Source organism: Burkholderia ubonensis, assembly GCF_902833085.1.
Classification (GTDB): Bacteria; Pseudomonadota; Gammaproteobacteria; order Burkholderiales; family Burkholderiaceae; genus Burkholderia; species Burkholderia ubonensis.
The window spans coordinates 247,577-272,793 of record NZ_CADFEB010000001.1 but is presented as its reverse complement, the minus strand read 5'-3'; the positions used below and the strand labels follow the sequence as shown (position 1 = coordinate 272,793).

Annotated in this window: 26 protein-coding genes; 17 read left to right on the top strand and 9 right to left on the bottom strand. The window is 66.1% G+C overall.

Annotated features, from left to right (window positions below; translation table 11 throughout):
- The first annotated feature begins 307 nt into the window (after nucleotides 1–307).
- From HWX31_RS01215 to HWX31_RS01200, 4 genes are read left to right on the top strand one after another with little or no spacing between them, the layout of a single operon-like run.
- Complete coding sequence (locus HWX31_RS01215) at nucleotides 308–1,081, top strand: ABC transporter substrate-binding protein (RefSeq protein WP_059772132.1); 774 nt, start codon at nucleotides 308–310, stop codon at nucleotides 1,079–1,081.
- A gap of 57 nt (nucleotides 1,082–1,138) precedes the next feature.
- Entirely contained in the window at nucleotides 1,139–1,828 is a 690-nt protein-coding gene (locus HWX31_RS01210; RefSeq protein WP_174961212.1) for an ABC transporter permease, read from the top strand.
- Complete coding sequence (locus HWX31_RS01205) at nucleotides 1,825–2,538, top strand: ABC transporter permease (RefSeq protein ID WP_174961210.1); 714 nt, start codon at nucleotides 1,825–1,827, stop codon at nucleotides 2,536–2,538. Before HWX31_RS01210 ends, HWX31_RS01205 begins: the two co-directional genes overlap by 4 nt.
- Nucleotides 2,539–2,569: 31 nt before the next feature.
- Nucleotides 2,570–3,337, top strand: coding sequence for an ABC transporter ATP-binding protein (locus HWX31_RS01200; RefSeq protein WP_174961208.1), 768 nt, complete (start codon nucleotides 2,570–2,572; stop codon nucleotides 3,335–3,337).
- Nucleotides 3,338–3,409: 72 nt separating this feature from the next.
- On the opposite strand, the gene HWX31_RS01195 is transcribed toward HWX31_RS01200, so the two are convergent.
- The gene (locus HWX31_RS01195; protein ID WP_174961206.1) at nucleotides 3,410–4,669 is read right to left on the bottom strand and encodes a type II toxin-antitoxin system HipA family toxin; all 1,260 of its coding nucleotides are present in this window, start codon (nucleotides 4,667–4,669) and stop codon (nucleotides 3,410–3,412) included.
- Complete coding sequence (locus HWX31_RS01190; protein ID WP_059634130.1) at nucleotides 4,662–4,979, bottom strand: helix-turn-helix domain-containing protein; 318 nt, start codon at nucleotides 4,977–4,979, stop codon at nucleotides 4,662–4,664. The genes HWX31_RS01195 and HWX31_RS01190 overlap by 8 nt, the downstream gene beginning before the upstream one ends.
- 414 nt (nucleotides 4,980–5,393) lie before the next feature.
- Between HWX31_RS01190 and HWX31_RS01185 the strand changes: the two genes are divergently transcribed.
- Nucleotides 5,394–5,531: an HHHH-motif protein gene (locus HWX31_RS01185; protein WP_174961204.1), complete on the top strand. Its 138-nt coding sequence runs from the start codon at nucleotides 5,394–5,396 to the stop codon at nucleotides 5,529–5,531.
- Between the two features lie 98 nt (nucleotides 5,532–5,629).
- On the opposite strand, the gene HWX31_RS01180 is transcribed toward HWX31_RS01185, so the two are convergent.
- Nucleotides 5,630–6,979 (bottom strand): polyhydroxyalkanoate depolymerase, encoded by a 1,350-nt coding sequence (locus HWX31_RS01180; protein ID WP_174961202.1) that lies wholly within the window; start codon nucleotides 6,977–6,979, stop codon nucleotides 5,630–5,632.
- A 289-nt stretch (nucleotides 6,980–7,268) separates the two neighbouring features.
- On the opposite strand from HWX31_RS01180, the gene HWX31_RS01175 reads away from it, so the two are divergent.
- The 7 genes from HWX31_RS01175 (at nucleotide 7,269) to HWX31_RS01145 (ending at nucleotide 12,410) form a co-directional block, all read left to right on the top strand.
- Nucleotides 7,269–7,931 carry a glutathione S-transferase family protein gene (locus HWX31_RS01175; RefSeq protein ID WP_174961200.1) on the top strand — a complete coding sequence of 221 codons (663 nt, stop codon included), beginning with the start codon at nucleotides 7,269–7,271 and terminating at the stop codon, nucleotides 7,929–7,931.
- 210 nt (nucleotides 7,932–8,141) lie between these two features.
- Nucleotides 8,142–8,528, top strand: a complete 387-nt coding sequence (locus HWX31_RS01170) for a hypothetical protein (protein ID WP_174961198.1) — start codon at nucleotides 8,142–8,144, stop codon at nucleotides 8,526–8,528.
- A gap of 14 nt (nucleotides 8,529–8,542) precedes the next feature.
- Nucleotides 8,543–8,926, top strand: a complete 384-nt coding sequence (locus HWX31_RS01165; RefSeq protein ID WP_174961196.1) for a hypothetical protein — start codon at nucleotides 8,543–8,545, stop codon at nucleotides 8,924–8,926.
- Between the two features lie 47 nt (nucleotides 8,927–8,973).
- Complete coding sequence (locus HWX31_RS01160; protein ID WP_232430706.1) at nucleotides 8,974–9,402, top strand: lytic transglycosylase domain-containing protein; 429 nt, start codon at nucleotides 8,974–8,976, stop codon at nucleotides 9,400–9,402.
- A gap of 288 nt (nucleotides 9,403–9,690) precedes the next feature.
- The gene (locus HWX31_RS01155; RefSeq protein ID WP_174961194.1) at nucleotides 9,691–10,935 is read left to right on the top strand and encodes a cyclic nucleotide-binding domain-containing protein; all 1,245 of its coding nucleotides are present in this window, start codon (nucleotides 9,691–9,693) and stop codon (nucleotides 10,933–10,935) included.
- Between the two features lie 19 nt (nucleotides 10,936–10,954).
- On the top strand, nucleotides 10,955–11,719 hold the full coding sequence (locus HWX31_RS01150) for a flagellar motor protein (protein WP_042587227.1): 765 nt from the start codon (nucleotides 10,955–10,957) through the stop codon (nucleotides 11,717–11,719).
- Between the two features lie 19 nt (nucleotides 11,720–11,738).
- Nucleotides 11,739–12,410, top strand: a complete 672-nt coding sequence (locus HWX31_RS01145) for an OmpA/MotB family protein (RefSeq protein WP_174961192.1) — start codon at nucleotides 11,739–11,741, stop codon at nucleotides 12,408–12,410.
- Nucleotides 12,411–12,418: 8 nt separating this feature from the next.
- On the opposite strand, the gene HWX31_RS01140 is transcribed toward HWX31_RS01145, so the two are convergent.
- Nucleotides 12,419–12,913: a hypothetical protein gene (locus HWX31_RS01140; protein WP_174961190.1), complete on the bottom strand. Its 495-nt coding sequence runs from the start codon at nucleotides 12,911–12,913 to the stop codon at nucleotides 12,419–12,421.
- Nucleotides 12,914–13,041: 128 nt separating this feature from the next.
- Entirely contained in the window at nucleotides 13,042–13,410 is a 369-nt protein-coding gene (locus HWX31_RS01135) for a DUF2784 domain-containing protein (protein WP_174961188.1), read from the bottom strand.
- Nucleotides 13,411–13,590: 180 nt separating this feature from the next.
- On the opposite strand from HWX31_RS01135, the gene HWX31_RS01130 reads away from it, so the two are divergent.
- Both HWX31_RS01130 and HWX31_RS01125 read left to right on the top strand, forming a co-directional pair.
- Complete coding sequence (locus HWX31_RS01130; protein WP_174961186.1) at nucleotides 13,591–14,388, top strand: alpha/beta hydrolase; 798 nt, start codon at nucleotides 13,591–13,593, stop codon at nucleotides 14,386–14,388.
- A gap of 3 nt (nucleotides 14,389–14,391) precedes the next feature.
- Nucleotides 14,392–14,736 carry a hypothetical protein gene (locus HWX31_RS01125; RefSeq protein WP_174961184.1) on the top strand — a complete coding sequence of 115 codons (345 nt, stop codon included), beginning with the start codon at nucleotides 14,392–14,394 and terminating at the stop codon, nucleotides 14,734–14,736.
- 57 nt (nucleotides 14,737–14,793) lie between these two features.
- Here the strand turns inward: HWX31_RS01125 and HWX31_RS01120 are convergent, their stop codons facing one another.
- Together HWX31_RS01120 and HWX31_RS01115 are read right to left on the bottom strand one after the other, a co-directional pair.
- Nucleotides 14,794–15,837, bottom strand: a complete 1,044-nt coding sequence (locus HWX31_RS01120) for a Vgb family protein (protein WP_174961182.1) — start codon at nucleotides 15,835–15,837, stop codon at nucleotides 14,794–14,796.
- Nucleotides 15,838–15,920: 83 nt separating this feature from the next.
- Entirely contained in the window at nucleotides 15,921–16,697 is a 777-nt protein-coding gene (locus HWX31_RS01115; RefSeq protein WP_174961329.1) for a crotonase/enoyl-CoA hydratase family protein, read from the bottom strand.
- Between the two features lie 365 nt (nucleotides 16,698–17,062).
- On the opposite strand from HWX31_RS01115, the gene HWX31_RS01110 reads away from it, so the two are divergent.
- Both HWX31_RS01110 and HWX31_RS01105 read left to right on the top strand, forming a co-directional pair.
- Nucleotides 17,063–18,181 (top strand): branched-chain amino acid ABC transporter substrate-binding protein, encoded by a 1,119-nt coding sequence (locus HWX31_RS01110; protein WP_174961328.1) that lies wholly within the window; start codon nucleotides 17,063–17,065, stop codon nucleotides 18,179–18,181.
- Nucleotides 18,182–18,270: 89 nt separating this feature from the next.
- Complete coding sequence (locus tag HWX31_RS01105) at nucleotides 18,271–21,744, top strand: adenylate/guanylate cyclase domain-containing protein (protein ID WP_174961180.1); 3,474 nt, start codon at nucleotides 18,271–18,273, stop codon at nucleotides 21,742–21,744.
- Between the two features lie 31 nt (nucleotides 21,745–21,775).
- Here HWX31_RS01105 and fusA read toward each other — a convergent pair whose 3' ends face one another.
- The gene (fusA, locus tag HWX31_RS01100; protein WP_174961178.1) at nucleotides 21,776–23,827 is read right to left on the bottom strand and encodes an elongation factor G; all 2,052 of its coding nucleotides are present in this window, start codon (nucleotides 23,825–23,827) and stop codon (nucleotides 21,776–21,778) included.
- Nucleotides 23,828–24,116: 289 nt separating this feature from the next.
- Between fusA and HWX31_RS01095 the strand changes: the two genes are divergently transcribed.
- Nucleotides 24,117–24,365 carry a hypothetical protein gene (locus tag HWX31_RS01095; protein ID WP_010098575.1) on the top strand — a complete coding sequence of 83 codons (249 nt, stop codon included), beginning with the start codon at nucleotides 24,117–24,119 and terminating at the stop codon, nucleotides 24,363–24,365.
- 412 nt (nucleotides 24,366–24,777) lie between these two features.
- Here HWX31_RS01095 and tssE read toward each other — a convergent pair whose 3' ends face one another.
- Entirely contained in the window at nucleotides 24,778–25,209 is a 432-nt protein-coding gene (tssE, locus tag HWX31_RS01090; RefSeq protein WP_059651407.1) for a type VI secretion system baseplate subunit TssE, read from the bottom strand.
- Nucleotides 25,210–25,217 lie beyond the last annotated feature (8 nt).

Genomic DNA, 25,217 nt, shown 5'->3' with positions numbered 1-25,217 from the left:
GACAAGTGCGCTGCCGCCGCCCGCCCGGGCGACGCCATTCATGAACGCCGTCGTTAAGCCGTCCGTAATGCGTAGTTAATTGAAATACAAGGAAATTCCGCTCGCGAAAAACAATCCCCCGACAATTAGAGATAAACACGGATTGCTGACGGAATGCGGTAAACGGCAAAGTTGTATGTACAACTTCGGCGGCCATTCGAGGTGCGCCGGTTGGGTCGGGTTCGCGGCGGCAGCGCCGCGCCGGCAGAGCGGGCGTCGCCCGCCCGGCTGCGGGCCCGTCGTTCAGTTCGTCATTCACAGGAACGCCATGAAGAAACTCGCGCTCAGTGTTGCCCTTGCGTGCATCGCGGTCGGGGCCCATGCCAAGGATTGGTCGACGATCCGCTTCGGCGTCGACGCCAGCTACCCGCCTTTCGAATCGAAAGGCGTCGACGGCAAGGTGGTCGGCTTCGACGTCGATCTCGGCAATGAAATCTGCGCGCGCCTGAAGGCGAAGTGCGTATGGATCGAGAATGATTTCGACGGGATGATTCCCGCGCTGAAGGCGAAGAAGTTCGACGGCGTGCTGTCGTCGATGTCGATGACGCCGGCGCGCGCCGAGCAGATCGCGTTCTCCGACAAGCTGTTCAACACACCGACCCGTCTGGTCGCGAAGAAGGGCTCGGCGGTGCAGCCGAGCGCCGAAGCGCTGAAGGGCAAGTCGGTCGGCGTCGAGCAGGGCACGATCCAGGAAACCTACGCGAAGACGCACTGGGCGCCGAAGGGCGTGCAGGTCGTGCCGTACCAGAACCAGGACGGCGTGTACCAGGACCTGATCTCCGGCCGCCTCGACGCCGCGCTGCAGGATGCGGTGCAGGCCGACATCGGCTTCCTGAAGACGCCGCGCGGCGCGGGCTTCCAGTTCGCCGGCGGCGACATCGACGATCCGAAGACGCTCGGCAACGGCGCCGGCATCGGGATGCGCAAGGAAGACGCCGACCTGAAGGCGAAGATCGACCACGCGATCGCCGACATGCTGAAGGACGGCACGTACAGGAAGCTCGAGAAGAAGTACTTCGCATTCGACGTCTACGGCAGCTGATTGCCTTGCGGCGCGGCTCGCGAGAGCCGCGCCGCGCGCCTTTCCGGATACGCTCATATGATTTTCCAAGGATTTGGCCCGCTGCTGTGGGCCGGCACGGTCGAGACCGTGAAGCTCGCCGTGCTGTCGCTCGCCGCGTCGCTCGTGCTGGGGCTTGCCGGCGCGGCCGCGAAACTGTCGACGAACCGCGCGTGCGCGGCGGTCGGCACCTTCTACACGACGCTGATCCGCGCGGTGCCCGACCTCGTGCTGATGCTGCTGCTGTTCTACGGGATGCAGATCCTGCTGAACAACGTGACCGACCTGATCGGCTGGGACCAGATCGACATCGACCCGTTCGCGGCCGGCATCGTGACCCTCGGCTTCATCTACGGCGCGTACTTCACCGAGACGTTCCGCGGCGCGTTCCTCGCGGTGCCGCGCGGCCAGCTCGAAGCGGGCTTCGCGTACGGGATGAGCGGCTGGCGCGTGTTTCGCCGCATCCTGTTCCCGCAGATGATGCGCTTCGCGCTGCCGGGCATCGGCAACAACTGGCAGGTGCTCGTGAAGGCGACCGCGCTGGTGTCGATCATCGGGCTCGCCGACGTCGTGAAGGCGTCGCAGGATGCGGGCAAGAGCACGCTGAACTTCTTTTTCTTCACGCTTGCGGCGGGCGCGATCTACCTCGCGATCACGACGGTGTCGAACGTCGTGCTGCACCACCTCGAGAAGCGTTATTCGGTCGGCGTCCGGAGGCTCGCACTGTGATCGCACTCATCAGCCAGTACTGGCAAAACTATCTGTACACCGACGGCTACCGCTTCAGCGGGCTCGCGATCACGCTGTGGCTGCTCGTCGTGTCGATCGTGCTCGGCTTCCTGCTCGCGGTGCCGCTCGCGATCGCGCGCGCGTCGAGCAACCGCTGGGTATCGGGGCCGGTGTGGCTCTATACGTACGTGTTCCGCGGCACGCCGCTCTACGTGCAGCTGCTGATGTGCTACACGGGCCTCTACAGCCTGCAGGTCGTGCACGACAACGTGCTGCTCGACGCGTTCTTTCGCAATGCGATGAACTGCACGCTGCTCGCGTTCGTGCTGAACGAATGCGCATATGCGACGGAGATCTTCGCGGGCGCGATCAAGGCGACGTCGGCGGGCGAGATCGAGGCCGGCCTCGCATACGGGATGTCGCGCTTCAAGCTCTATACGCGCATCATCCTGCCGTCCGCGCTGCGCCGCTCGCTGCCGAGCTACAGCAACGAAGTGATCCTGATGCTGCACGCGACGACGCTCGCGTTTACCGCGACCGTGCCGGACATCCTGAAGGTCACGCGCGACGTCAACTCGGCGACGTACATGTCGTTCCACGCATACGGCATCGCGGCGGCGCTGTACGCGGTGGTGGTCTTCGCGCTCATCTGGGCATTCCGCAAGCTCGAGGCGCGCTGGCTCGCATTCCTGTCGCCCCGCGGCCATTGACGCATTCAAGCATTCGAAAGGAAACACACGCATGTACAAGCTCATCGTTGAGGACCTGCACAAGAAGTTCGGCGACAACGAGGTGTTGAAGGGCGTCTCGATGAAGGCGAAGGCCGGCGACGTGATCAGCATCATCGGGTCGAGCGGCTCGGGCAAGAGCACGTTTCTCCGCTGCATCAACTTTCTCGAGCAGCCGTGCTCGGGGCAGATCACGATCGGCAGCGAGCCGATCCAGACCGCGCGCGACAAGGCCGGCTCGCTGCGCGTCGCCGACCAGAAGCAGCTGCAGCGGATGCGCACGAAGCTGTCGATGGTGTTCCAGCATTTCAACCTGTGGGCGCACATGACGGTGCTGGAGAACGTGATCGAGGCGCCGATGGCCGTGCTCGGGCTCGGCCGGGACGAGGCCGTCGCGCGGGCGCGCAAGTACCTGGAGAAGGTCGGGCTGCCGGCGCGGGTCGAAGGGATGTATCCGTCGCATCTGTCGGGCGGGCAGCAGCAGCGCGTGGCGATCGCGCGGGCGCTTGCGATGGAGCCGGAAGTGATGCTGTTCGACGAGCCGACGTCGGCGCTCGATCCGGAACTCGTCGGCGAAGTGCTGAAGGTGATGCAGGCGCTCGCCGAGGAAGGGCGGACGATGGTCGTCGTCACGCACGAGATGGGGTTTGCGCGGAACGTGTCGAATCACGTGATCTTCCTGCATCAGGGGAAGATCGAGGAAGAAGGGCATCCGCAGGAGATCCTCGTCAATCCGAAGAGCGAGCGGCTGGGGCAGTTTCTGTCGGGGCGGTTGAAGTAAGGGCGGGCGGCTCGCGGCGACATATATAAGCCATGCCGCAAGCCACTGCCCCTTAGGCGTGGCTGCGCGGCTTCAGCGAAGTCGATCGATGTTGTCGTCGATTCGAGCTTGAATGGCGTGCAAGGTGTCTTGCGTCACTCCCCTTGGGAACAGGTTTTCGGTCATGGCCGCAAACTGGCTGGCCACGTCGCAGAATCTGTCGATGATCCCGCCGGCAACGTCGGCCGAGATCTCCGCTTCATCGGCAAGGCTCAGCATGGCCTGTCGGTCGATCGCCAGAGCTTCGCCCATCACGTCCATCTGGTGGTACCCGCCCGGTCCCTCGCAGAACGTCACGTCGTAGGCCGGCGCCAATTTCCATTCACCGGATGGTGACATGATGTAGGCGAAATTCTTGGGATGGTCGTCTCGATTGTTGAACGTGACATTGAAGACCGCACGCTCGTATGCAAGCGCTTTCTCCCGTAAGTCATTGGTACATATCTGGGTCGCGCGCAAGAAGTTGACGTAGTCCAGGGTCCCCGCTGTCTTGTAGTCGGCTCCGGTGAAGGCGGCCAGGCTTTGCATGGGCACGCGCAAACCGTCGTGTCGATCAAAGCGTCGGGTGGCAAAGGCCGCGAGGCCGTTGGGCAAGCTGAAATGCAGCGTGTCCGGGGTCTGGATGCCGCACATACGCAAACACTCGGCATAGACCATTTCGATAGCGCAGACCTCGGCATGTTCTTCTTTGGCCGGGAACTTGATCAACCAAGCCTCGAAACCCGGCATGGCGGCGGTAGTAAAGGCGCCGGTTCGAGGATCACGATAAACGAGGACCTTGGGCCTGGCGCCTTGCGGAGATCCCCCCACCCGCAGCAATGTCTGCAGGAACTCCCCGCCTTCGCCCTGGAGCACCTCCCGCACCTCTGCCGCGAGTCGGTCAAGGGGGATGTCCTCTTCCGGCGCTTGCCTTTCTGGTGCCACGGGCTCGAACGACATGGCTCCCATGGCATGGTTGCCAATGTAGGCCAGCCTCTCCAGCGGGCCGATACGCGCAGGGTTGAGACCGCGGCGCTTGAACAAGCGGTCCATCAGCAGCATGCCCCAACCGTCGGGCAGCGAGTCATAGACGGGCCCGGGTAGTGCCAACTGATGGGGCGGGAAGTTCCTGCGCAACTTGGGGCCGTTCAGAGCTAGCGTATAGGACGACAGTTCCAGCCCTCTATCTCTCGCCTCGTCGCTGTACTCGAACACGATCAGTGGGCGACCCGTGATGGCCGTCGTCGAGACCAGCGTGCCCCAGCGCCAATGTTCACCCCAGCCGTTGTAGTAGACATCAACTTGCTCAAGCATGATTGGACTTCCTCTTGGCACGTTGGCGCTTGGCGCTGTTTTCGTAGCGGCGAACGTCGTCCAGACTGTCCAGCTTGGGCAAGAACAACCCTTCGAGTTCCTTGCTCCGCCCAAGCACCATCGCCACGCGTACCACGTTCTCGAAACCCACATTGCGTCCAGCCTCCAGGTTGGACACCGTATTGATTCCGATGCCGGCGCGCCCGGCCACGTCGGCTTGCGTCATCTGCTGGGCTAAGCGCTCCGTGCGCAGGCGTTCGCAAAGTCGCTTGACGATCTCACTCGGCTTGCTCAGGCTTAAATCCAACATATAGCCCCTTATGTCGCGATGGACCCTGTTAACACACAAAATTATAGAATTATCGAAAAACCCCAGTCAAGAAATGTAATTCCCTTATCTGGGGGATTATGTCCATACAACGTACCTAGCACACCATTTGATGGATTTAGCGTGTTGAGACGCGGATCGTAAGGCCCGGCCCGGGAGTCCGAGCCTCGTGACTGATGGGTTTTCGCGCAAGATCGTTGGCCGATTGAGTAGGTGTTTATGGGGCGGCCAGCGGGGCGGATGCATAAGTTGACAGGGCGAGGCGCCAATCCGATGTCAGGTGCCGCCCACTGTCAAAGAAAGTCAACTGCGCGCGAAAGCGGTGCACGCAGCATCGGCCATCTCCGTTAAGCACGTAACAGCCGGATCACCGGCTGATCTACCCAGGAGATGTTCATGAGCCGCATCGCGAAGATTCTGACTGCAACGATCGTTGCGTGTGCCGTCCTTGCTCCGGCGATTGCCGAAGCGCATCCGCACCGGGTGTGTCATTTCGACCATCACCACCATCGCGCGTGTCGCTGGGCGCGATAAGCAATAACAGGCCCGGCGCACGCCCGAGGCGCGGCGTGCATGTCGATCGGCGCTTCCGCACAAGCGCCGGCCGGCGGGGACGTCGCCGGCGCGTGACCTCAGTTCGGCGACAGTTCACCCGTCGCCCGAGAGTCCCCCATCATCCGCGCCGCGAGCAGCGCGTGCAGCGTCACATGGCGTGCGCCCGTGGCCGCGCCCGTCTCGCCCGCCGTGCGATCGTACGGCTCGTTGTCGTGAATCGTCGCGCGCACGATCGGATAGATCTGCGATTCCCAGCGGCTGCCGTTGAACACGCCGTAGTGTCCGACGCCCGTCTGCACGTGATGCGTCTTCAGGTACGGCGGCAGCCCCGAGCACAGCTCCTGCGCGGCGACCGTCTGGCCGACCGCGCAGATGTCGTCCTTCTCCCCCTCGATCGTCAGCAACGCGGTGCGGTGGATCGCGGCCGGCTCGACGAGCTGTCCGCCGATCGTCAGCTCGCCGCGCGCGAGCGCGTATTGCTGGAACACCTTCTCGACGGTTTCCAGATAGAACTCCGCGGTGAGATCGGCCGTCGCGAAGTACTCGTCGTAAAAAAACCGCAACGCATCGGCCTTCGCGGGGTCGCCCTTCGCGCGTTCGTAATACAGATCGGAGAACGACGATGCGTGGCGATCCGGGTTCATCGACATGAACGCGCCGACCTGCACGAACCCCGGATACACGCGCCGCTGCGCGCCTGGAAAACCCGACGGCACGACGCTGATCAGATGACGCGCGAACCAGTCGATCGGGCGGCTCGTTGCAAGCGCGTTGACCTTCGTCGGATTCACGCGGCAATCGATCGGGCCCGCCATCAGCGTCAGGCTCGCGGGCTGGGCCGGATCGCCGCCGGCCGCCATCAGCGCGACGGCCGCGAGCGTGGCGACGGTCGGCTGGCAGATCGCCAGCACGTGCGCGTCCGGGCCGATGTGGCGGATGAAATCGATCACGTGCCGGACGTATTCGTCGAAGCCGAAGCGTCCGGCCCGCAGCGGGATATCGCGCGGGTTGTGCCAGTCGGTGATGTACACGTCGTGATCGGCGAGCATCGTGCGCACCGTGCCGCGCAGCAGCGTCGCGAAATGCCCGGACATCGGCGCGACGATCAGCACGCGCGGCTGCCGCGCGACCGGCAACGCCTTGCGAAAGTGCAGCAGCGTGCCGAACGGCGTGCCGGCCGCCGCGTGCTCGATGATCGGCACCGTGGCGCCGTCGACGTCCACCGCGTCGATGCCGAACGGCGGGCGCCGGTGCGAGAACGCGCAGCATTCGAACAGCTCGCACCACGCGTCCAGCGTGCGGCCGGACGGAGTCGATGTCGACAGGGGCCACATCGACATCGATACGCGCATGCACGCGGCCCAGGCGCGCGCGGGCCGCGTGCATTCGGCGAACCACTGATAGCTAGGGTAGGCAAGCAAGTTCATGAGCGTCGCGCCTCGTGCCGATGTCCGTCGAACGAGGCAAGCTATATGCCAGTCGGCGGCTGGCACGCACGTTGCACGTCCTGACAGGGCACAGCGGCGTGCAGGCGGGCGCTCGGCCTGAAGGTCGCATGCGGCGCAACGCAAATCGTTTCATCGATGCAACGCGCGGCAGCGTTGGCGCGACGTTGCGCCAGACCGGCGAATCCGGCGCACGGCGATGGTGCGGCACCGGTGCGGCGCCAGTCGTTTTCGGTGCACGTGCACGACAGGCATTCACAGGGGACGCGAAATGAAATCCGCAGGAGAAACGACGCTGACCGTCAGCAGTCGGAACTATTCGTCGTGGTCGATGCGCGGCTGGCTGCTCGCGAAACTGAGCGGCCTGCCGTTCGAGACCGTGGTGGTGCCGATCGATGCCGCGTCGCGCGCCGAACTGCTGCTGCTGTCGCCGTCGATACTGGTGCCGTGCCTGATGCATGAAGGCGTCGAGGTGTGGGACACGCTCGCGATCGCGGAGTACCTGAACGAGATCTGCCCCGACGCGCGGCTGCTGCCGCAGGAGCGGCAGGCGCGCGCCCATTGCCGCTCGATCTGCGGCGAAATGCATTCGGGGTTCAACGCGTTGCGTTCCGCGCTGCCGATGAACCTGCGCGCGCACTTTCCGGATTTCCGCATCTGGTCGCGCGCGCAGCACGACATCGAACGGATCGTGACCATCTGGCGCGAATGCCTCGCGCGGTATCACGGGCCGTGGCTGTTCGGCGGCGAGATCGGCGTGGCCGACGCGATGTACGCGCCCGTCGTCACGCGTTTCCTGACCTACGACGTGAAGCTCGAACCCGACATCGCCGAGTACTGCATGCGCGTGCTCGAGCAGCCGTTCGTCGCGGAATGGATCGACGCGGCGAAGGCGGAGCAGGACGACATCGACGAGCTGGACATGGAGTTCTGAGTGCCGCAGCGCGTGCGGCGCACGAATGGAAACGGAAACGCGCGCGGCGCACGCAAATATCGGATGAATGGCGTCTGACCAGAGCGCGCTTAAATCGGAAGAATCGACGCACGGCGTGTTCCCCCGTCACGGCGGGCCTCGCGCGCGACAGGGGTAAACATCGCGGGCGCGTTGCCGATAACGCAGGTCCAGTGACCGCATGAGAAACACGTGAAGCCGTTCGTCATTCTTGCCTTTGCCGCTGCCGCCACTGCGCTCACCGGCTGCGCCCAGTTTCAACCCGGACGTCAGGACGCGAATGCGCACAACGACGCGTCCGCTTCGTCGACGCCGCTCGTCGATTTCGTCATCCCCGCCGATGCGCTCGGCGCACGCGATCCGCAATTGACCGCCGTGCTCGCGAAAGTCGGCGCGCTCGCGTCGAAGCAGCCGCAACCGATGACGATACGCGTGGCCGCGCTGCCACAGGATTTCGGCTACCTGAACCAGTCGATCCGGCGTGGGATCGCGACGCAGCACGCGGGGTCGGTGCGCGTCGAGAACGTGGCGGCCGGCAGTTGCCGGCCGTACAGCGTTCAGGTCGGTCCGACGCAGTGACAGGAGATCTCGCGATGCTACGACTGTCGATTTGCGCGGCCATGTTCGTGTGCGGCGCCGCGTTTGCCGCGCAACCCACTGACGGCGCACCAGCCGCGCCCGCCGCGTCCAACCAGGTGTTTCCGCCGCTGCCGCCATTCGCGTCGCTGCCGCCGGGGACGGGCGGCGATGACGAGGTGCCGGCGTTAGCGCCGGCGGGCGGGCGTCACGCGAAGAAACCGCGCCATGCGCCACCCGTGAAGCGAGCACCGGAATTTCAGGTGCATCTCGTCGTGACCGAGGAGTCGCGCGCGGCGCTTGCCGCCGTGGACAAGAAGCTCGACGACGCGATCGCGAAGAGCGTGCGCGATCGGCGCACGACGGGGGCCGGCGCGGCTGCGCTGGCGATGGCGCAATGAAGCGGCTGAATCGAGTCGGCCGGCGCGTCATGATCGGCGCGTTCGCGATGTCGGCGAGCGTGCTTTTCATCGCGCCGGCGCGCGCGGACGATGCCGCGTCCGCCGACGCCTGCTTCGAGCGCGCGGCCGGCTACCAGGGCGTCAACCCGAAGATCCTGCGCGCGATTGCGTGGTACGAATCGAAGGGCAACCCGGGCGCGGTGCATCGCAATGCGGATGGCAGCATCGACGTCGGCCAGACCCAGATCAACTCGGTGCACTTCGGCGAGCTGCGCCGCTACGGCGTGCCGCCGGGCGCGCTGAAGGACGCGTGCGTGAACGTCTACGTCGCGGCGTGGATGCTGAAGCGCAAGATGGTCCGCTACGGGAACACATGGCAGGCGATCGGCGCGTATCACTCGGAAACGCCGCACTTGCGTGACGAATACGCGCGAAACATCCACGCGGTGCTCGTGTCCTGGGGATTGCACGAATGAGCGGCGTGCGACGGCGCGCAATCGCGTGCGTTGAAGGCCAAGAGTAAGGAACGGAGCAGGCGCGGTCGATTCGCGCGACGCGCGGCGACCTGTCGTTTTCCCGGATGAAGCCCCCCGTATTCGCGGCGCAAACGATTCGTATCAAATCCCGCCCCCTGAAACCCCTGCGAGGACGTTAAAGAACCGTGCATCCCGTGTCGTAAACGGGAGCACGGGGAACGGCAGCCACGATCACGCATGAAGCGTGACGCGCAGCCGAAAACAAAGTAAGTGCAGCAGGGGAACATCGTGAATCGTCAACAGTCGTGGACACGCACAGCGGCGCCCGGCGAAGTCATCTATTCGGAAGGTTTCGGGGGAGAGGCGGTCATCTATCTGATCGCGGAGGGCAAGGTCGAACTGTCGACCCGTTGCGACGAGAAGAAGGTCGTCGTCGCGACGCTCGGAAGGGGCGAGTTCTTCGGCGAGAGCGTGTTGCTCGCCGCCGAGCCGCGCGGTAATACCGCGAAGGCGCTCACGTTCTGTCAGCTCACCGTCGTGCCGGCGGAGGTGCTGGACGACGAAATCGGGCGCGTGTCGGCGCTGCTTCGCCATATCGTGCGCACGATGATCCGCCGCGTGAAGCGCAAGGACGACCAGCTCGCGACCTACACGCACGCGGATTTCCTGCCGGGCGTGCTGTCCTATGCGCACGTGCTCTCGCTGATGGCGGGCGGGGAGCGCCGCGGCGGCGATGACGGGTGGGCGCGCCGGCCGATGCAGGCGTATGCCGAGCAGGCGTCGGTGCCGCTCGCCGACGTGATCAGGAAATGCCGCGCGGTCGCCGGGCATTCGCGTCCGCACGTGATGGCGATGCTCAAGCGCATGGAGAAGCTCAATCTCGTCACGATCGAGGCCGCGCAGGCCGAGCAACTGAGCGGCGGGGCCGCCGATTACGCGGCGTCCGCCGACGCGCGCCAGGTCGTGACCTTCGACGCCGCGCGCATTACCGACCGCGCGCAGCAGGTCGCGGATCACGAGCTCGACCTGTCGATCAGCAGCGAACTCGAGCTGATCGAGCTCGCCGATCTCGAATCGCTGATCGGCGTCGAGAAGAAGCTGCTGCTCAACAAGCTGTCTCAAGGCGAGATCGCGGACGAAGTGTTCGCGTTCCGCAAGTCGAAGGTGCTCAATTACGTCGAGCAGAAGGGCGTCGCGTACTTTACGCGGCGCAACGTCCGGCGCGGCGGCGAGCTCAACGCGCTGGAGGATCTGGCCTGGGTCGATCAGCGCACGCTGTTCGAGGTCGTCAGCGCGTTCGATACGTACGACCTCGCGAAGCTGCTCGCGAGCGCGGACGATCAGGCGGTCGTCGACCGGCTGTTCTCGGTGATGACCGAGACGCGCCGCAACGAGGTGTCGTGGGTCATGCGTCGCGACATCAAGATCGATCCGGTCGAAGTCGCCGACATCGAGCAGCGCCTGCTGGATGCCGTGCGCGCGCTCAAGGCGCCGGCCGCCGTCGCGGCGAACCATCCCGATCAGGCGGCGTGAGCGCCGGCCGGAGAGAGACATGGATCTGTTGACGCTGTTCGGCGTGGTGTTCGGTGGCGCGGCCATCGTGTTCGGTTTTTCGCTCGAAGGCGGGCATTTCGCGACGCTGTTCCAGTTCGAGGCGTTCGTGATCGTGCTCGGCGGCACGCTCGGCGCGGTGATGATCCAGAACACGTGGGCGCGCTTTTTCGATGCGGTGAAGCAGCTGCGGCTCGCGTTCGTGCAGGCGCGGCAGGTCGATCGGCAGAGCCTGACGGATCTGCTCGAGTGGGGCGACCGCGCGAAGCTGAACGGCCTGCTCGCGTTCGAATCGATGGACGTCAGCGGGATTCATCCGTTCGCGCGGCGCGGGCTCGAACTGCTGGCGAACGGGGTGTCGACCGCGGTGCTCGAAGACGCGCTGCAGCGCGAGCTCGATGCATACGAGCGCAGCCACATGGCGGCGGCGCGCGTCTGGCAGCAGGCGGGCGGCTATGCGCCGACGTTCGGCATCCTCGGCTCGGTGATGGGGCTGATCCAGGTGACGAGCCATATTCTCGAACCCGCGCAGCTCGGCCCGGGGATCGCGGTGGCGTTCGTCGCGACGCTGTACGGGCTGGCGCTCGCGAATCTCGTGTTCCTGCCGCTGTACGGCAAGCTGCGCGCGCAGGTGGACAGCGAGCTGCGGTTTCGCAAGCTCTATCTCGACGGGCTGCTGGCGATCTCGCGCAAGGAGTCGCCGCATACGATCGAGACGCGCCTGACCGGCGATATTCGCGGCCGGGCGGCCGAATCGCTCGCGTGACGAACACGGATTCCAGCCTATGTACACGCAATCCGGCAGCAAGCGCCTCGCGGCCGACGCCGCCGATCACGACGCGGACGGCGAAGGCGCGCAGTCCGGCCGCTGGCTGATCTCCTATGCGGATCTCGTCACCACGCTGATGGTGCTGTTTCTCGCGCTGTACGTGCTGCAGCTCGCGAAGTACAACGCGCTCGACGTGCGGTTTCAGGCGCTGGCGCAGCAGGCGGCCGGGAAGACGAATGCGCCGGCGCAGGCCGACGCCGCGCAGGCATGGTCCGCGCTGCTGAAGTCGCTGAAGGAGCAGGGGCAGGTGACCGTCGTGAACGCCGCGCACGGCGTCGAAATCGGCATCAACGCGAAGATCCTGTTCAACGTCGGCGATGCGCGGCTGCTGCCGGATGCGTCCGGCGTGCTGGCGCGCATCGCGGGCGTGCTGAAGACCCATCCGTCGACCAGCATCCTCGTCGAAGGCCATACGGACAGCGTGCCGATTTCGACCGCGAAGTACGAATCCAACTGGGAATTGTCGTCGGCGCGGGCGGGGGCCGTCGTGCGGTATCTGGTCGAGCGGGGCGTCGAGCCGCATCGGCTCGCCGCGATCGGCCGCGCGGACAACCTGCCGCTGGTGGCCGGGGACGATGCGGCGGCGCGGGCGATGAATCGGCGGGTGACGATACTCGTGCAGTATTGACGGCGCGCTCAATAGCCCGACAGCGGTTTCCACTGATCGTCGGCCTTCACCTCGATGGCCGATACCGGCACGGGCGTCATCACGAGCAGCTCCGTCGGGCGCACCGACCAGATGACCGCGATCAGCGTCGAGTTGTCGAGCGACGTCCCGTTCAGGTAGAGGCTCATTCCCTTGACGTTGACGCCGGCGCCCATCACGCTCCACTCGGCTTTCTGCAGACCGGTCGTCGTGAGGCGATAAAAGAAGTCGTAGTGGTCGTAGGCGGTTTGCGTGTCCGTGCCCGTGCTGAAGAACCACCCGTTCTCCTTGTTCTTGTAGAGGCACCAGCTTTGCGCCTGTTGCGCGAGCGTGCCGGCCTGAACGAGCGTGACGAGGTTCTTTCTTGCATCGGCGAGCGTTCTGGCTTGCCAGGGCGTGAAGCCGCCCGCCTTCCTGACGTCCGCGGGCGTACGGCCCGGCTTGCCTGCGTGTGCGTTGTCTTCGCCGCGATAAACGAATTGCATGATTTCCCTCCGGGTTGATATCGACATGAGCAAGATATCGACGGCAGGCGCGGCGGAAAATGGACCGAAGGTGCGATGCGACGTCATGGGCTTGACGGCATGGGCGCATGGCCCGGGCCGTCGCCGGATTACGCACGCGGCGGAATGCGCCGCCAGGTGACCACGACGACCGCCAGAAACGCGACATAGGCGAGCGCGAACATCCAGCCCGGCAGGTCGTAATACATCAGCGCGCTCACCCAGTGCTGCAGGAAGCCCTGCTGGCCGGCCTGCCCTGTGCGCAGCCAGTCCTCGATGGTGGTGAGCGGGCAGGGCACATTGAGCGCCGCCAGCGCCGCGACGATGCCGATGGCCGCGAGATGCGCGATCCGGAACGTGCGGTTGCGCACCCACGCGCGCTCGAATCCGGCGCCCACCCAGATCGCGACCAGCCCGCCGACGATGAACAGCACGAGCAGCGCGTGCAACACCAGAACCGCATTGGCCAGCCAGATCATGATGACCTTGTCGGGGAGGGGCGACGCCAGCCGCCCACGCCGCACGCCAACCGGCCGGCTGGCGTATGCTTGATCGGCGGCGCAACGGCATCCATGACGAAATTTCGCACAGGGTAGCGGAAAAGCGTGGAGCGGATTGCGAATTCGCCGGCGGGCGACGGGTGGATTGGGCTCGATGCGATGAAACTCACCGGAACCGTGCTGCGTCTCGCCGTCGCGTGTCTGATCGTCTTCGCGGGAGTCGTGCTGATGCAGGATCGCCTGATCTATTTCCCCGAGAAAGCCGCCATCGACGACGTCGTATCCGACGGACTGCGCGCATGGCCGTCGGCGGAGGAATTTCGCGGACTGGTGGCCGAGCCGGCGGCAGCCGTGCGCGGCACGGTCGTCGTCTTTCATGGCAACGCCGGGCACGCCGGGCACCGTTCGTACTACGCCGCTGCGCTCACCCGAATGGGATGGCGCGTGATCCTCGCCGAGTATCCGGGCTACGGGCCGCGCGCTGGCACGCCAAGCGAAGAGACGCTGGTCGCCGACGCGCAGCAGACGATCGTGCTCGCGCATCGCCTGTACGGTTCGCCGCTGCTGGCCGTCGGCGAATCGCTGGGGGCCGGCGTGGCCGCAGCGGCGGGCTCGCGCGAGCGCGACAGGATTGCCGGCCTGATGCTCATCACGCCGTGGGATACGCTCGAGCATGTGGCGGCGCATCATTATCCGTGGGTGCCCGTGAAGTGGCTGCTGCGCGACCGGTATGACAGCGTCGCCCATCTGGCGTCGTTCGGCCGTCCGGTGCTGGTCGTGGTGGCGGAGCGCGACAGCATCGTTCCCGCGCGTTTCGGCGAGGCGCTCTACGACGCGCTCGCCGATCCGAAGCAACTGATCGTCGTGAAATCGGCCGAGCATAACGACTGGATCGGCCGGGTCGACGATACGTGGTGGCGAGACGCGATGGGCCTGCTGATCGCGCCGCCGCATTGAACGATGACGTCCCGATCCATCCCGCCCAAAGGGCGACGCCTCTATATCCTCGATGCGAAGGACACGCCGGTCGAAGTGTTCGACCACGACGCGTGGTCGCGCTGGATGTGCGAGAACGAGCTGGTGTTCCGTCGCACCGTGCTGGACGAATCCGGGGTGACGATCACGACCCGCTTCCGAGGGGTGTCGGATGCAAGGAGCGGGGAGGCGCTGCTGTTCGTGACGCGCGTCGCCGGCATGGAAGACGCGCAGGACAATCAGGGCTATGCGGCGAGTACGCTCGACGCCGCGCTGGAGCAGCATGAGCGCCTGTTGCAGGATATTTTCCGGAAACTGACCGGGCGGTGAGCATCGTTGCGATCGGCTTGCGTGATCACGCGGCATTCAATGCATGGCAGTGCGCCGTCAGTTGCCACCGCCACCGACCTCACGCGACCGATACCGCAGCAGATGATCGGTGCCCGACTCCGACAGCCAGACCTCTCCCGGACGCCCCATCATCTGCCGCACGTTCGCATGCGCGCGCGGCAGCGTCAGGACATCGAACCGTTCGGCGCGCGGGTCGAAGCGCACGAGCGCGTTGGCGTTCCATTCGCTGAGCCAGACGATGTCCCGGTCGTCGACGAAGATCGCGTACGCATGCGGATCGTGGCCGGGCAGCCGCCATTCGCGCCAGCGATGCGTTGCCGGGTCGAACCTGCCGACCTTGCCGGCATGCCACTCGCTGACCCACACGCGCCCCTTCGAGTCGGACCAGACGCGGCGTGCGCCCTGATTCGGCGTCGGCGGCTCGATGACCTGCGCCTTGCCGCTCGCGGGATCGATGCGGCCGAGATAGTTGCCGGCCAGCGACGCAAAGTACAGGCTGCCGTCGGGCGTCACGCAGATGCCGTAGGGGCCGCGCCCGCGCGGCGCATCGAAGACGCGCATGGTGGCGCTCGCCGGGTCGAGTTCGCCGTACACGCCGCTCTGCCCGGTAAACCACAGATGTCCGCGCTTGTCGAAGACCGCGGTGTTCAGATTGGCGTCCGCCCGGTCCTTCGGCAACGGAAAGCGCGTGACGGCAAGCGTCTTCGGATCGACGCGCACGATCGCGTTCAGGCCGCCGTCGGTGATCCATGCGGCCCGATCGGGGCCGACGATCACGCCGTGCGGCGCCGAGCCGTCGCCGAGCGGCACCCAGTCGGTCTTGCCGACGCGCGGGGCCAGCCGTCCGACCGAGCCTTGCGCTTGCGCGGTGAACCAGACGCTGCCGTCGGGCGCCGGGGCGACGTCGTGCGGTGCGGTGCCGGCGGGAACGGCGAACGAGTCGAACGACGTCGGCTGCGCATGCGAGGAACCCGCGGCGAGCACGGCGCTTGCCAACGCGGCGACGAAGTACGACGCGAGCCGCGATGCGGGAATGCGATTCACCGCAGCCGCGAGGTTTCCCTTTGCGATTTTCAGCATGTCCGCCTCCATGTACCGTGACGCGTTTCATTGCGGAACTTGCTACGGTTTCCGAATGAATGACCGATGACGATCGAAGCGCTTCAACCGGAAAACGTTCCATGACGCCCGTCACCGGCGCTGAATCGCGCGGCGCCGGCCACGCCCTCGGCAAACACGATCGGCGCGCCCCGGGCGCCCTCCCGGCGCAGCGCGTCCGCCAGTGGCAAATCCCATTGATCGTATGCGGAACGCCGGTCCGCGAGCAGGCACTGGCGCGGGAATTGCGCGATCTGCCGTGCGAGGCGCGTCGCATGCGCCAGCCCTTCGCCCCTCGGCGCGACATAGTTGGCGAGCCCCATGCGCATCGCTTCCGGCGCGTCGACGGGGCGTCCGGTCAGGATCATGTCCATCGCATGCCCCATGCCGACGATGCGCGGCAACCGGACCGTCCCGCCGTCGATCAGCGGCACGCCCCAGCGCCGGCAGAACACGCCGAACACGGCGTCCTCCTCGACGACGCGGATATCGGCCAGCAGCGCGAGCTCCAGCCCGCCCGCGACCGCGTAGCCGGATACGGCCGCGATCAGCGGCTTCGACAAGACCATGCGGGTCGGGCCCATCGGGCCGGGGCCGTCTCCCGCGTCGTCGACCCGGTTGCGCAGCGCGGGATCGCCGGCCGCCTTCAGGTCGGCGCCGGCACAGAAGTGGCCCCCGGCGCCCGTCAGGATCGCCACCCCGAGTGCGTCGTCGGCTTCGAACCGTTCGAACGCTTCGCCGAGTTGCCGGGCGGTCGGGCCGTCGACGGCGTTGCGCCGCTCCGGCCGGTTGAGGGTGATCGTGCAGACTGCGCCATCCGTCGCGTAAATAACGTCGTCCATTGCTTCCCCCTGGAAAGCAGGCTTGCGCGCATCACGGTGGCGGCGTGCCTGCTGATATCGGGCGAGATCCATGCGCGCTTCATTGTGACGTAACGGCGGGCGCGATGCTCGACATCGCGTATTGATCGAGCTTTTTTCGAGTCGGCGTCGCTTGCGAGGGTAAACACCGGCAGCGCAGCACGAGACGAGATTGTTCGATGGAGTGTAGTGATGGGCCCCGCATCGGGGCGTCACGGATGCGTCCGGAAATCGGTTGTGAACGGCAGCGGCGCAGGTTGGCGCCGGACGCCGTTTCCGGTTCGTGGGCGCCTCGCTTGGTCATCGGGAGTGCCACCATGCGCGGATTTCGTCGAAGCTGGCTCGCTATGGGCCTGAGTGCCGTTGCGCTGTGTTTCGCTTGCGGCCCGTCATATGGGCAGCAGGTCGTCAGGATCGGCGCGTCCAGCCCGCTCACCGGGATCAGCGCCTCCAACGGCAAGGATCTCGAGAACGGCGTCCGGCTGGCTGTCGAGGAGGCGAATGCGCAGCACATCAAGCTTGGCGGACAGGAGGTTCGTTTCGAGCTCGATTCGGTCGACGACCAGGGCGACCCGCGCATCGGCGTCCAGGTCGCGCAGAAACTGGTCGACGACGGCGTCGCCGCGGTCGTCGGGTACTACAACTCCGGGGTCGCGCTGCCGTCCGCGCCGATCTTCGCGAAGGCCGGCATCCCGCTGATCGACCCGGCGGCAACCAATCCGGCCATCACCCGCCAGGGCTTGAAGACGGTGTTCCGCATCATCGCGACCGACGCGCAGAATTCCGGCGTTGCCGGCACCTACGCGGTCAACGTCACGAAGGCGCAACGCATTGCCGTGATGGACGACCGGACCGCGTTCGGCCAGGGGGCCGTCGAAGAGTTCAAGAAGGCCGTTACGGCCGCCGGCGGGAAGATCGTCGCGGCCGAATTCACGAACGACAAGGCCGTCGAGTTCAATGCGCAGCTCACCAACATCAAGGCGGCGAACGCGGACCTGCTGTACTTCGGCGGCCTGGACAACCAGGCGGCGCTCATCACCAAGCGGATGCGGCAGCTCGGGATGCGCGTCCAGTTCGTCGGCAGCGGCGGCATCGCGGACAGCATCTTCATCAACGTGGCCGGCTCGGCGGCCGAAGGCGCGATGGCGTGGGAATACGGGCGGCCGATCGACTCGCTGCCGCAAGGCAAGGCGTTCGCGCGCAAGTTCAAGAATCGCTTCGGCGTCGACATGCTTACGTACTCTCCGTTCGCGTACGACTGCGTAGGGGTGATCGTCCATGCGATGCGGCAGGCGAATTCGGCGACGCCGGCCGAATACCTGCCGGCGCTGCGCGCGACGCGCTACGAAGGCATCACGGGGAAGATCGCATTCGACGCCAACGGCGATCTCGAGCATCCGACGTCGACGCTCTATCAGGTGAAGGGCGGACGCTGGGTGCCGGTGACGACGATCGGCGCCGAGTGATGCCGAGTGACGCCATCCTCGGGTTTTTATGTGAGCAGCGAGCAGGCGCATAATCACCCCATGCCGGCGCTCGGCAGGAGAAGGGTGGCATGCACTGCGCAAACTGCGGATTCGAGAACCTCGCCGGGGCCAGATTCTGCGAAGCGTGCGGCGCGGGGCTGTCGCGCGCGTGCCCGCGCTGCGGCCACGACGCGAGCCCTTCCGCCCGCTTCTGCAATGCGTGCGGCGCGTCGCTGGACGATGCGCCCGACGTGCGTGCAGCGCCGCTGCCGCGCCCCGGACCGGAAGCCGTGCCGTCTCCGGCGCCGGTCCATTACACGCCGCACCATCTTGCCGAGCGCATCCGCGCCGAACAGGCGGCAATGGAAGCGCGCGGCGAAACCGCCGGCGAGCGCAAGACCATCACCGCGCTGTTCGCGGACATGGCCGGCTCCACCGCATTGATCCACGACCTCGATCCGGAAGAAGCGCATCGGCTGATCGAGCCGGTCGTTGCGCTGATGATGGAAGCCGTCCACTACTACGAAGGCTACGTCGCGAAATCGCTCGGCGACGGCATCCTCGCGCTGTTCGGCGCACCGATTGCCCACGAGGATCATCCGCAGCGCGCGCTGTTCGCGGCGCTGCGCATGCAGCAGGCGATGCGCAGCCATGGCGACCGGATTCGTCTGGAGAGTGGCATTCCGCTGCAGATTCGCGTCGGCGTGCATACCGGCGAAGTCGTCGTGCGCTCGATCCGCACCGACGACCTGCACGCCGACTACGATCCGGTCGGGCACACGATCCACATCGCGTCGCGGATGGAGGGCATCGCGACGCCGTCGTCGATCCTCGTCAGCGAGTCGACCCATCGGCTGGCCGAAGGCTATTTCGAGTTCAAGGCGCTCGGCGCCACCCGGGTCAAGGGTGTTCCGGAGCCGCTGCCGGTGTACGAGGTGCTGGGGCTCGGCGCGCTGCGCACGCGGCTGCAGCTGGCCGCGCATCGCGGCCTCGCGCGCTTCGTCGGCCGCGACGCCGAACTGGCGCTCCTGAACAGGTCGCTGGACGAGGTCAGGGCGGGCCGCGGGCAGATCGTCGGCGTGCGCGGCGAGGCCGGCGTCGGCAAATCGCGGCTGTTCCACGAATTCAAGGAACGCACGCGGCGCGGCTGCCTGCTGCTCGAGACTTTCTCGGTGTCGCACGGCAAGGCCTTCGCGTATCTGCCGCTGATCGAGCTGCTGAAGAACTATTTCCAGATCACCGCGCAGGACGATGAGCGCCGCTGCCGCGAAAAGGTGATGGGCAAGGTGCTGACGCTCGAACGCGGCTTCGAGGATCTCGTGCCCTATCTGCTCTACCTGCTCGGCATCGGCGAGCCCGGCGCGGCGCTCGCGGAGATGGACCCGCGCATCCGCCGCGAGCGCACCTTCGACGCGATCACGCAGCTGCTGGCGCGCGAGAGCCGCGACCAGCCGGTGGAACTGTTGTTCGAGGACCTGCAATGGCTGGACCGCGAGACCGAAGCGTTCCTCGCGCACCTGAGCGAACGCGTGCCGGCGACCCGCATCCTGCTGCTCGTGAACTACCGGCCGGAGTACCAGCCGGCCTGGACGCACGCGGCCCACGGCAGCCAGCTGCGGCTGGAGCCGCTGGGCTCGACCGAGGCCCGCGGGCTGCTCGCGGCGCTGCTCGGCGACGATCCCACCCTCGCGCCGCTGGAGCAGCTGATCCTGGAGAAGACGGAGGGTAATCCGTTCTTCATGGAAGAGGTCGTGCAGACGCTCGCCGAGGAGCAATCGCTGCTCGGCGACCCGGGCCGCTACCGGCTCGGACGGACCCCGGCCGCGCTGCACATTCCGACCACCGTGCAGGGCGTGCTGGCCGCCCGTATCGACCGGCTCCCGGTCGCGGAGAAGGAGTTGCTGCAGATGCTCGCGGTGATCGGCAAGGAGTTTCCGTACAGCCTGATCCGGCGCATTTGCGACGGCCGGGTCGCCTATGCCGATGACGCGCTGCGCGAACTGCTCGCCCATCTCGCAGCGGCGGAATTCATCTACGAGCGGCCGGCGTTTCCGGAGGTCGAATATTCGTTCAAGCACGCGCTGACGCAGGAAGTCGCCGGCCATTCGCTGCTCACGCAGCGGCGCAGCGCGCTGCACGAGCGCACCGCGCAGGCGATCGAGGCGCTGTTCCCGACCCGCATCGCGGACTACTGCAGCGAGCTCGCGCATCACTACAGCCTGAGCGGCAATATCCCGAAGGCCGTCGAGTATCTGCACCAGGCCGCGCAACAGGCGCTGCGCCATGCTGCCCATCCGGATGCGATGCATCACCTCGGCATGGCGCTGGAGCTGCTCGAGCGCCTGCCCGACACGCCGGCGCGTGCGCGTCGGGAGCTGACCTTGCTGCTCGCGCTGGGGCCGGCCCTGATGGACGTGCGCGGCTACGGCGCGCCGGAGGTGGCCGCGACCTATACGCGCGCACTGGCGTTGTGCGAGCAGACCGGCGACACGTCGCAGCGCTTCGCGGCGCAGCTCGGGCTGAGGATTCACCACCTGACGCGCGCGGAGTACGCGACCGCGCGCGAGCTGGGCAAGCAGATGCTCGACGTGGCGCGGCAGGCAGCGGACCCGGGCCTGCTGATGGAGGCGCATGGCGCGCTGGGCGCGTGCCTGTTCCTGCAGGGGAATCTGGACACCGCTCGCCACCATCAGGAACAGGCGCTGGGGATCTACGATCCCGAGCAGCATCAGGCCCACGTTTTTGCGCACGGCGTGGACCCCGGCATCCGCGCGCTGAACTTCCTGACGCTGACCTTGTGGCTGCAGGGCTATCCGGACAAGGCGCTCAAGCGCAGCCTCGAGGCGCTCGCCCTCGCGCAGAAGCTCGCATACGGCCCGACCCTCGCGTTTACGCTCGCTTACGCGGCCGAATTGCATCAGTTGCGGCGCGAGTCGTCGCTGGCCCGCGAGCATGCGGACGCGCTCATCGCGCTCGCGACCGAGCACGGCTTGCCGTACTGGCTCGCATGGGGAACGATTTTCCGGGGCTGGTCGCTGACCGAGCAGGACAGCCTGCAGGCGGGGATCGCGCAGATGAGCGAGGGTCTCGCCGCCGACCGCGCCGCGGGCGGCGAGGATCAGCGCTCGTACTTTCTGGCCCTGCTTGCCGACAGCCACCGGCGCGCCGGCGACCGCCAAACCGGCCTGCGGATGATCGACGACGCGCTGGCGATCATGGAGCGTGCCGGCGAGCGCTGCTTCGAGGCGGAGCTGCATCGGCTCAAGGGGATCATGCTGCTCGGCGAGCCGAGCGGCGACGACGGCGCCGCGGCGACCAACGGCGCAGCCGAAGCCTGTTTCCATCACGCAATCGCCGTGGCGCGCGAGCAGGGCGCCCGCTCGCTGGCGTTGCGCGCCGCGTCGAGCCTGGCCCGTCTGTGGCAGAGCGAGGGCCGGATCGACGAGGCCCGGCAAGTGCTGTCCGAAGTCTACGGCGAGTTCACGGAGGGATTCGACACCGCCGACTTGCGAGAGGCCAAGGCATTGCTGGAGGCGCTCGCGCCCGCTCAGGCGAACCGGTGACGCCGCGCGCCGGCTTCTCCCGTTGCGGGCTTCACTCGGCGCTGCTGTCCCCCCGGTTCCGGTGCTGCGCCGCCAGCCGCTCCTGCTGGGCGGACGGCACGGGATCGTAGTGGCTCAGTTCGATGCTGTAGCTGCCATGCCCGCCCGCCAGCGCATTCAGCCGCGACTGGTACTCGTTGAGTTCGGCAAGCGGCACCTTCCCCGCGACGACCATCGCGTGGCCGCCGGCCGTGCGCGTGCCGTGCACCTGTCCGCGCCGCGCGGACAGGTCGCCGATGATGTCGCCCATCGCCGCTTCCGGCGTCATCACCTCGATGTCGACGATCGGCTCCAGCACCATCGGCTGCGCTTTCAGCACCGCATCGATGAAGGCCTTGCGACCGGCCGTGACGAACGCCACTTCCTTCGAGTCGACCGGATGGCTCTTGCCGTCGAACACGGTGACGCGCACATCCTGCATCGGGAAGCCGGCCAGCGGCCCGCTGTCGATCACCTGCAGGATGCCTTTCTCCACCGCCGGAATGAACTGCGAAGGAATGGCGCCGCCCTTGACGACGTCGACGAACTCGAACCCGGCGCCGCGCGGCAACGGCTCCACGCGCAGCATGACTTCGCCGAACTGGCCGGCGCCGCCGGTCTGCTTCTTGTGCCGGTAGTGGCCTTCCGCCTTGCTGCCGATGGTTTCCCGCCACGCGATGGTCGGCGGCCGCGTCACGACATCCAGCTTGTACTGCTCGGTGAGGCGCTCCAGCATGAAGCGCAGGTGCAGCTCGCCGAGCCCGCGCACGACGGTCTCGTTGGCGCCGACCGGGTGCCCGATCAGCAGGCAAGGGTCTTCGGCCGCGAGCTTCTGCAGCACCTCCCACAGACGCTGTTCGTTGCCGCGGCGCGCCGGCTCGATCGCGAGGCCGTAGATCGGCGTGGGGAAATCGAGCGGCGTGAGGTGCACGTTGCCGTCTTCGGGGGCGTCGTGCAGCACGTCGTCGAAGCCGATGTCGTCGGCTTTCGTTACCGCGCAGATATTGCCGGGGCCCGCCCGCAGCACGTCGGTGTGCTCTTTGCCGTGCAGCATCAGCAGCCGCGCGACCTTGAACGGCTGGCGCCCGTTGCCGATGTAGAGCTGGCTGTCGCGCGCGACCGTGCCCTGGTGGATGCGGAACACGGCCATTTTGCCGATGTAGGGATCCATCACGATCTTGAATACGTGCGCGAGCACGTGCTTGTCGGCGACGGGCTCCGCATGCACGGTTTTCATCTGTCCGTCGACTTCGCGATAGAACAGCGGCGGATTGCCTTCGGTGACGTTGGGCAGCAGGCGCACGAACACGTCGAGCAATTGCGCGATGCCCGCGCCGGTGGCTGCCGACGTGAAGCAGACCGGCACCAGATGGCCTTCGCGCAACGCGCGCTCGAACGGCTCGTGCAGCTGTTCCGGGCGGATCGCTTCGCCCTGTTCCAGATACAGTTCCATCAACGCGGGATCCAGTTCGATCACCTGATCGACGAGCGCGTCGTGCGCCGCTTCCACCGAATGAAAGTCGGCTTCGCCCGCCGGGTTGAAGAAGCAGTCCACCACTTCGCTGCCGCCCTGCGCGGGCAGGTTGATGGGCAGGCAGGTCTTGCCGAACAGCTCCTGGATCTCCGCCAGCAGCGCCGGCAGGTCGACCTTCTCTCCATCGATGCCGTTTACGACGATCATCCGGCAGAGCTTGCGCTGCTGCGCGTAGGCCATCATCCGGCGGGTGGTCATTTCGATGCCGGTGCGCGCGTTGATCACGATCGCCGCCGTCTCGACGGCCGGCAGCGCGCTGATCGCCTGGCCGGCGAAGTCGGGATAGCCCGGCGTATCGAGCAGGTAGATGCGGGTGTCCTGATAGTGGAGCTGGGCGACGGCGGAACTGAGCGAGTGGTGGTACTTGCGTTCGAGCGGGTCGAAATCGCACAGGGCGGTGCCGTTGTTCACGTTGCCGGGCGCATGAAGCGCGCCGCCCTGGTGCAGCAGCGCCTCGGCAAGCGATGTCTTTCCGCATCCGGCATGCCCGACCAGAGCGACGGTGCGGATGGCTTCGGGAGAGTAGTCCATGACCGCAATCGTCCAGTAGTGGATGTGCGGCCATTATTCGCGAAAATCAGGTGGTCTGCCAGTTGCGGCAAGCGAGCAGGCGGGCGGCGCGATGTCGGGTTGGCGTTCGTTGCGGCGCAATATTCCGATGAATTCAGAACATGATTCGGACCACGGATCAGTCTTCCGGAGGCCATGCCGTTGTGCGCCGCCCCGGATCGCACGCGTTGTCGCACCGCAGCGCCGATCGACGTGTGCTAGCTTGAAAGCGTCGATCGTGCATCGATCGTTCCGCAAGGAGGGACGCGAAATGTCAGTCATTGCTCCAGACGAAAGGGCCGCTTTCGTCGCCGTCTTGCAGCGCCATCACCTCGTCGAGTCCGATTTCACGATTCAGGAGGCCGGTGCGCCCGAGATCGTGGACGAGGTCTATCCGTTGCAGGGTTACGTTACCGTCGTTTGCTGCTCGACGCACAAGGAGAAGGGATACACGGTCGGGCACGGCACGGCGTGGACCGCGGAATTCGACAGGGATCTGACGCGGGGGGCGTTTGGGTGAGGGGATGCTGGCGGGGTGCGATCCGGCGCGCTCACGACCGCTTCACGTCGGGAGGAACCGCTGACGGACTGTCGGGGCGGCAGTCCGTTGGGGCGGCGTTCGACTATTCGCAGTAGTACGTCGTGGAACGCGCGATAACACGATTATTTCCATGGGGACATGCGCACATGACGACATCGCCGTCGAGTACACCGTGCGTACTGCCTATGCTCCACGTATTGGCTGTACCAAAGATCGGCCCGGTCTGACCGCAATGCCCACAGGAGGCCAATCCCATGTGGTACGTGTACGGTTGCCCATTGTCCAGATCCGAATGATCGCCATCCAGCACCTGACCGCCAGTCGTCGTGAGATTTCCTTTCAGTGCCATCATTTTCGGCATTCGTGCATCCTCCGTTCCTCGATAACGCATCTAGTACCGATCATGCGCAGCCTGCAGCATCCGTAGCCGTGTCTTGCCGTCCGGCATGAAATTCGTGCCGAAGCGCACGAGCCCTTCCCGGTGCAAATGGCAGGCCATCGTGAAGCTGATCAGCATGCCCGGTTCAGGCGGATGGATCTCGATTTCCACCTTCTTCAGCCGCGGCTCGTAGGTGAGCAAGGTCGCTTCGATGGCGCGTTGCAGCTTGTGTGACGAGGATGGCAGATGTCGATAGATCTCCGACAGGTCGTCGAGCCCATAGCCCGGGAGATGGGCGAGTGATCCACGCCGGCTGTTCAGGATGCGCTCGATGTTGTCGCGGACCGAGAGGAAAACCTGTACCTCCGCGGCAAAATCGTGCACCGCCGAACCGTCCGCGAAGTGTCCGGTGATCCGCTCGAATAACCCAGGCCCCACCCACATCGTCCTTC

What these genes read in the sequence shown, in the direction of transcription:
- HWX31_RS01210 (WP_174961212.1), top strand. Translation starts at nt 1,139, where the DNA reads ATGATTTTCCAAGGATTTGGCCCGCTGCTGTGGGCCGGCACGGTCGAG.
- HWX31_RS01095 (WP_010098575.1), top strand. Translation starts at nt 24,117, where the DNA reads ATGTCAGTCATTGCTCCAGACGAAAGGGCCGCTTTCGTCGCCGTCTTG.
- HWX31_RS01180 (WP_174961202.1), bottom strand. Translation starts at nt 6,979, where the DNA reads ATGAACTTGCTTGCCTACCCTAGCTATCAGTGGTTCGCCGAATGCACG.
- HWX31_RS01195 (WP_174961206.1), bottom strand. Translation starts at nt 4,669, where the DNA reads ATGCTTGAGCAAGTTGATGTCTACTACAACGGCTGGGGTGAACATTGG.
- HWX31_RS01185 (WP_174961204.1), top strand. Translation starts at nt 5,394, where the DNA reads ATGAGCCGCATCGCGAAGATTCTGACTGCAACGATCGTTGCGTGTGCC.
- HWX31_RS01160 (WP_232430706.1), top strand. Translation starts at nt 8,974, where the DNA reads ATGTCGGCGAGCGTGCTTTTCATCGCGCCGGCGCGCGCGGACGATGCC.
- HWX31_RS01150 (WP_042587227.1), top strand. Translation starts at nt 10,955, where the DNA reads ATGGATCTGTTGACGCTGTTCGGCGTGGTGTTCGGTGGCGCGGCCATC.
- HWX31_RS01135 (WP_174961188.1), bottom strand. Translation starts at nt 13,410, where the DNA reads ATGATCTGGCTGGCCAATGCGGTTCTGGTGTTGCACGCGCTGCTCGTG.
- HWX31_RS01175 (WP_174961200.1), top strand. Translation starts at nt 7,269, where the DNA reads ATGAAATCCGCAGGAGAAACGACGCTGACCGTCAGCAGTCGGAACTAT.
- HWX31_RS01125 (WP_174961184.1), top strand. Translation starts at nt 14,392, where the DNA reads ATGACGTCCCGATCCATCCCGCCCAAAGGGCGACGCCTCTATATCCTC.
- HWX31_RS01115 (WP_174961329.1), bottom strand. Translation starts at nt 16,697, where the DNA reads ATGGACGACGTTATTTACGCGACGGATGGCGCAGTCTGCACGATCACC.
- HWX31_RS01215 (WP_059772132.1), top strand. Translation starts at nt 308, where the DNA reads ATGAAGAAACTCGCGCTCAGTGTTGCCCTTGCGTGCATCGCGGTCGGG.
- tssE (WP_059651407.1), bottom strand. Translation starts at nt 25,209, where the DNA reads ATGTGGGTGGGGCCTGGGTTATTCGAGCGGATCACCGGACACTTCGCG.
- HWX31_RS01145 (WP_174961192.1), top strand. Translation starts at nt 11,739, where the DNA reads ATGTACACGCAATCCGGCAGCAAGCGCCTCGCGGCCGACGCCGCCGAT.
- HWX31_RS01200 (WP_174961208.1), top strand. Translation starts at nt 2,570, where the DNA reads ATGTACAAGCTCATCGTTGAGGACCTGCACAAGAAGTTCGGCGACAAC.
- HWX31_RS01130 (WP_174961186.1), top strand. Translation starts at nt 13,591, where the DNA reads ATGAAACTCACCGGAACCGTGCTGCGTCTCGCCGTCGCGTGTCTGATC.
- fusA (WP_174961178.1), bottom strand. Translation starts at nt 23,827, where the DNA reads ATGGACTACTCTCCCGAAGCCATCCGCACCGTCGCTCTGGTCGGGCAT.
- HWX31_RS01165 (WP_174961196.1), top strand. Translation starts at nt 8,543, where the DNA reads ATGCTACGACTGTCGATTTGCGCGGCCATGTTCGTGTGCGGCGCCGCG.
- HWX31_RS01140 (WP_174961190.1), bottom strand. Translation starts at nt 12,913, where the DNA reads ATGCAATTCGTTTATCGCGGCGAAGACAACGCACACGCAGGCAAGCCG.
- HWX31_RS01110 (WP_174961328.1), top strand. Translation starts at nt 17,063, where the DNA reads ATGGGCCTGAGTGCCGTTGCGCTGTGTTTCGCTTGCGGCCCGTCATAT.
- HWX31_RS01105 (WP_174961180.1), top strand. Translation starts at nt 18,271, where the DNA reads ATGCACTGCGCAAACTGCGGATTCGAGAACCTCGCCGGGGCCAGATTC.
- HWX31_RS01120 (WP_174961182.1), bottom strand. Translation starts at nt 15,837, where the DNA reads ATGCTGAAAATCGCAAAGGGAAACCTCGCGGCTGCGGTGAATCGCATT.
- HWX31_RS01190 (WP_059634130.1), bottom strand. Translation starts at nt 4,979, where the DNA reads ATGTTGGATTTAAGCCTGAGCAAGCCGAGTGAGATCGTCAAGCGACTT.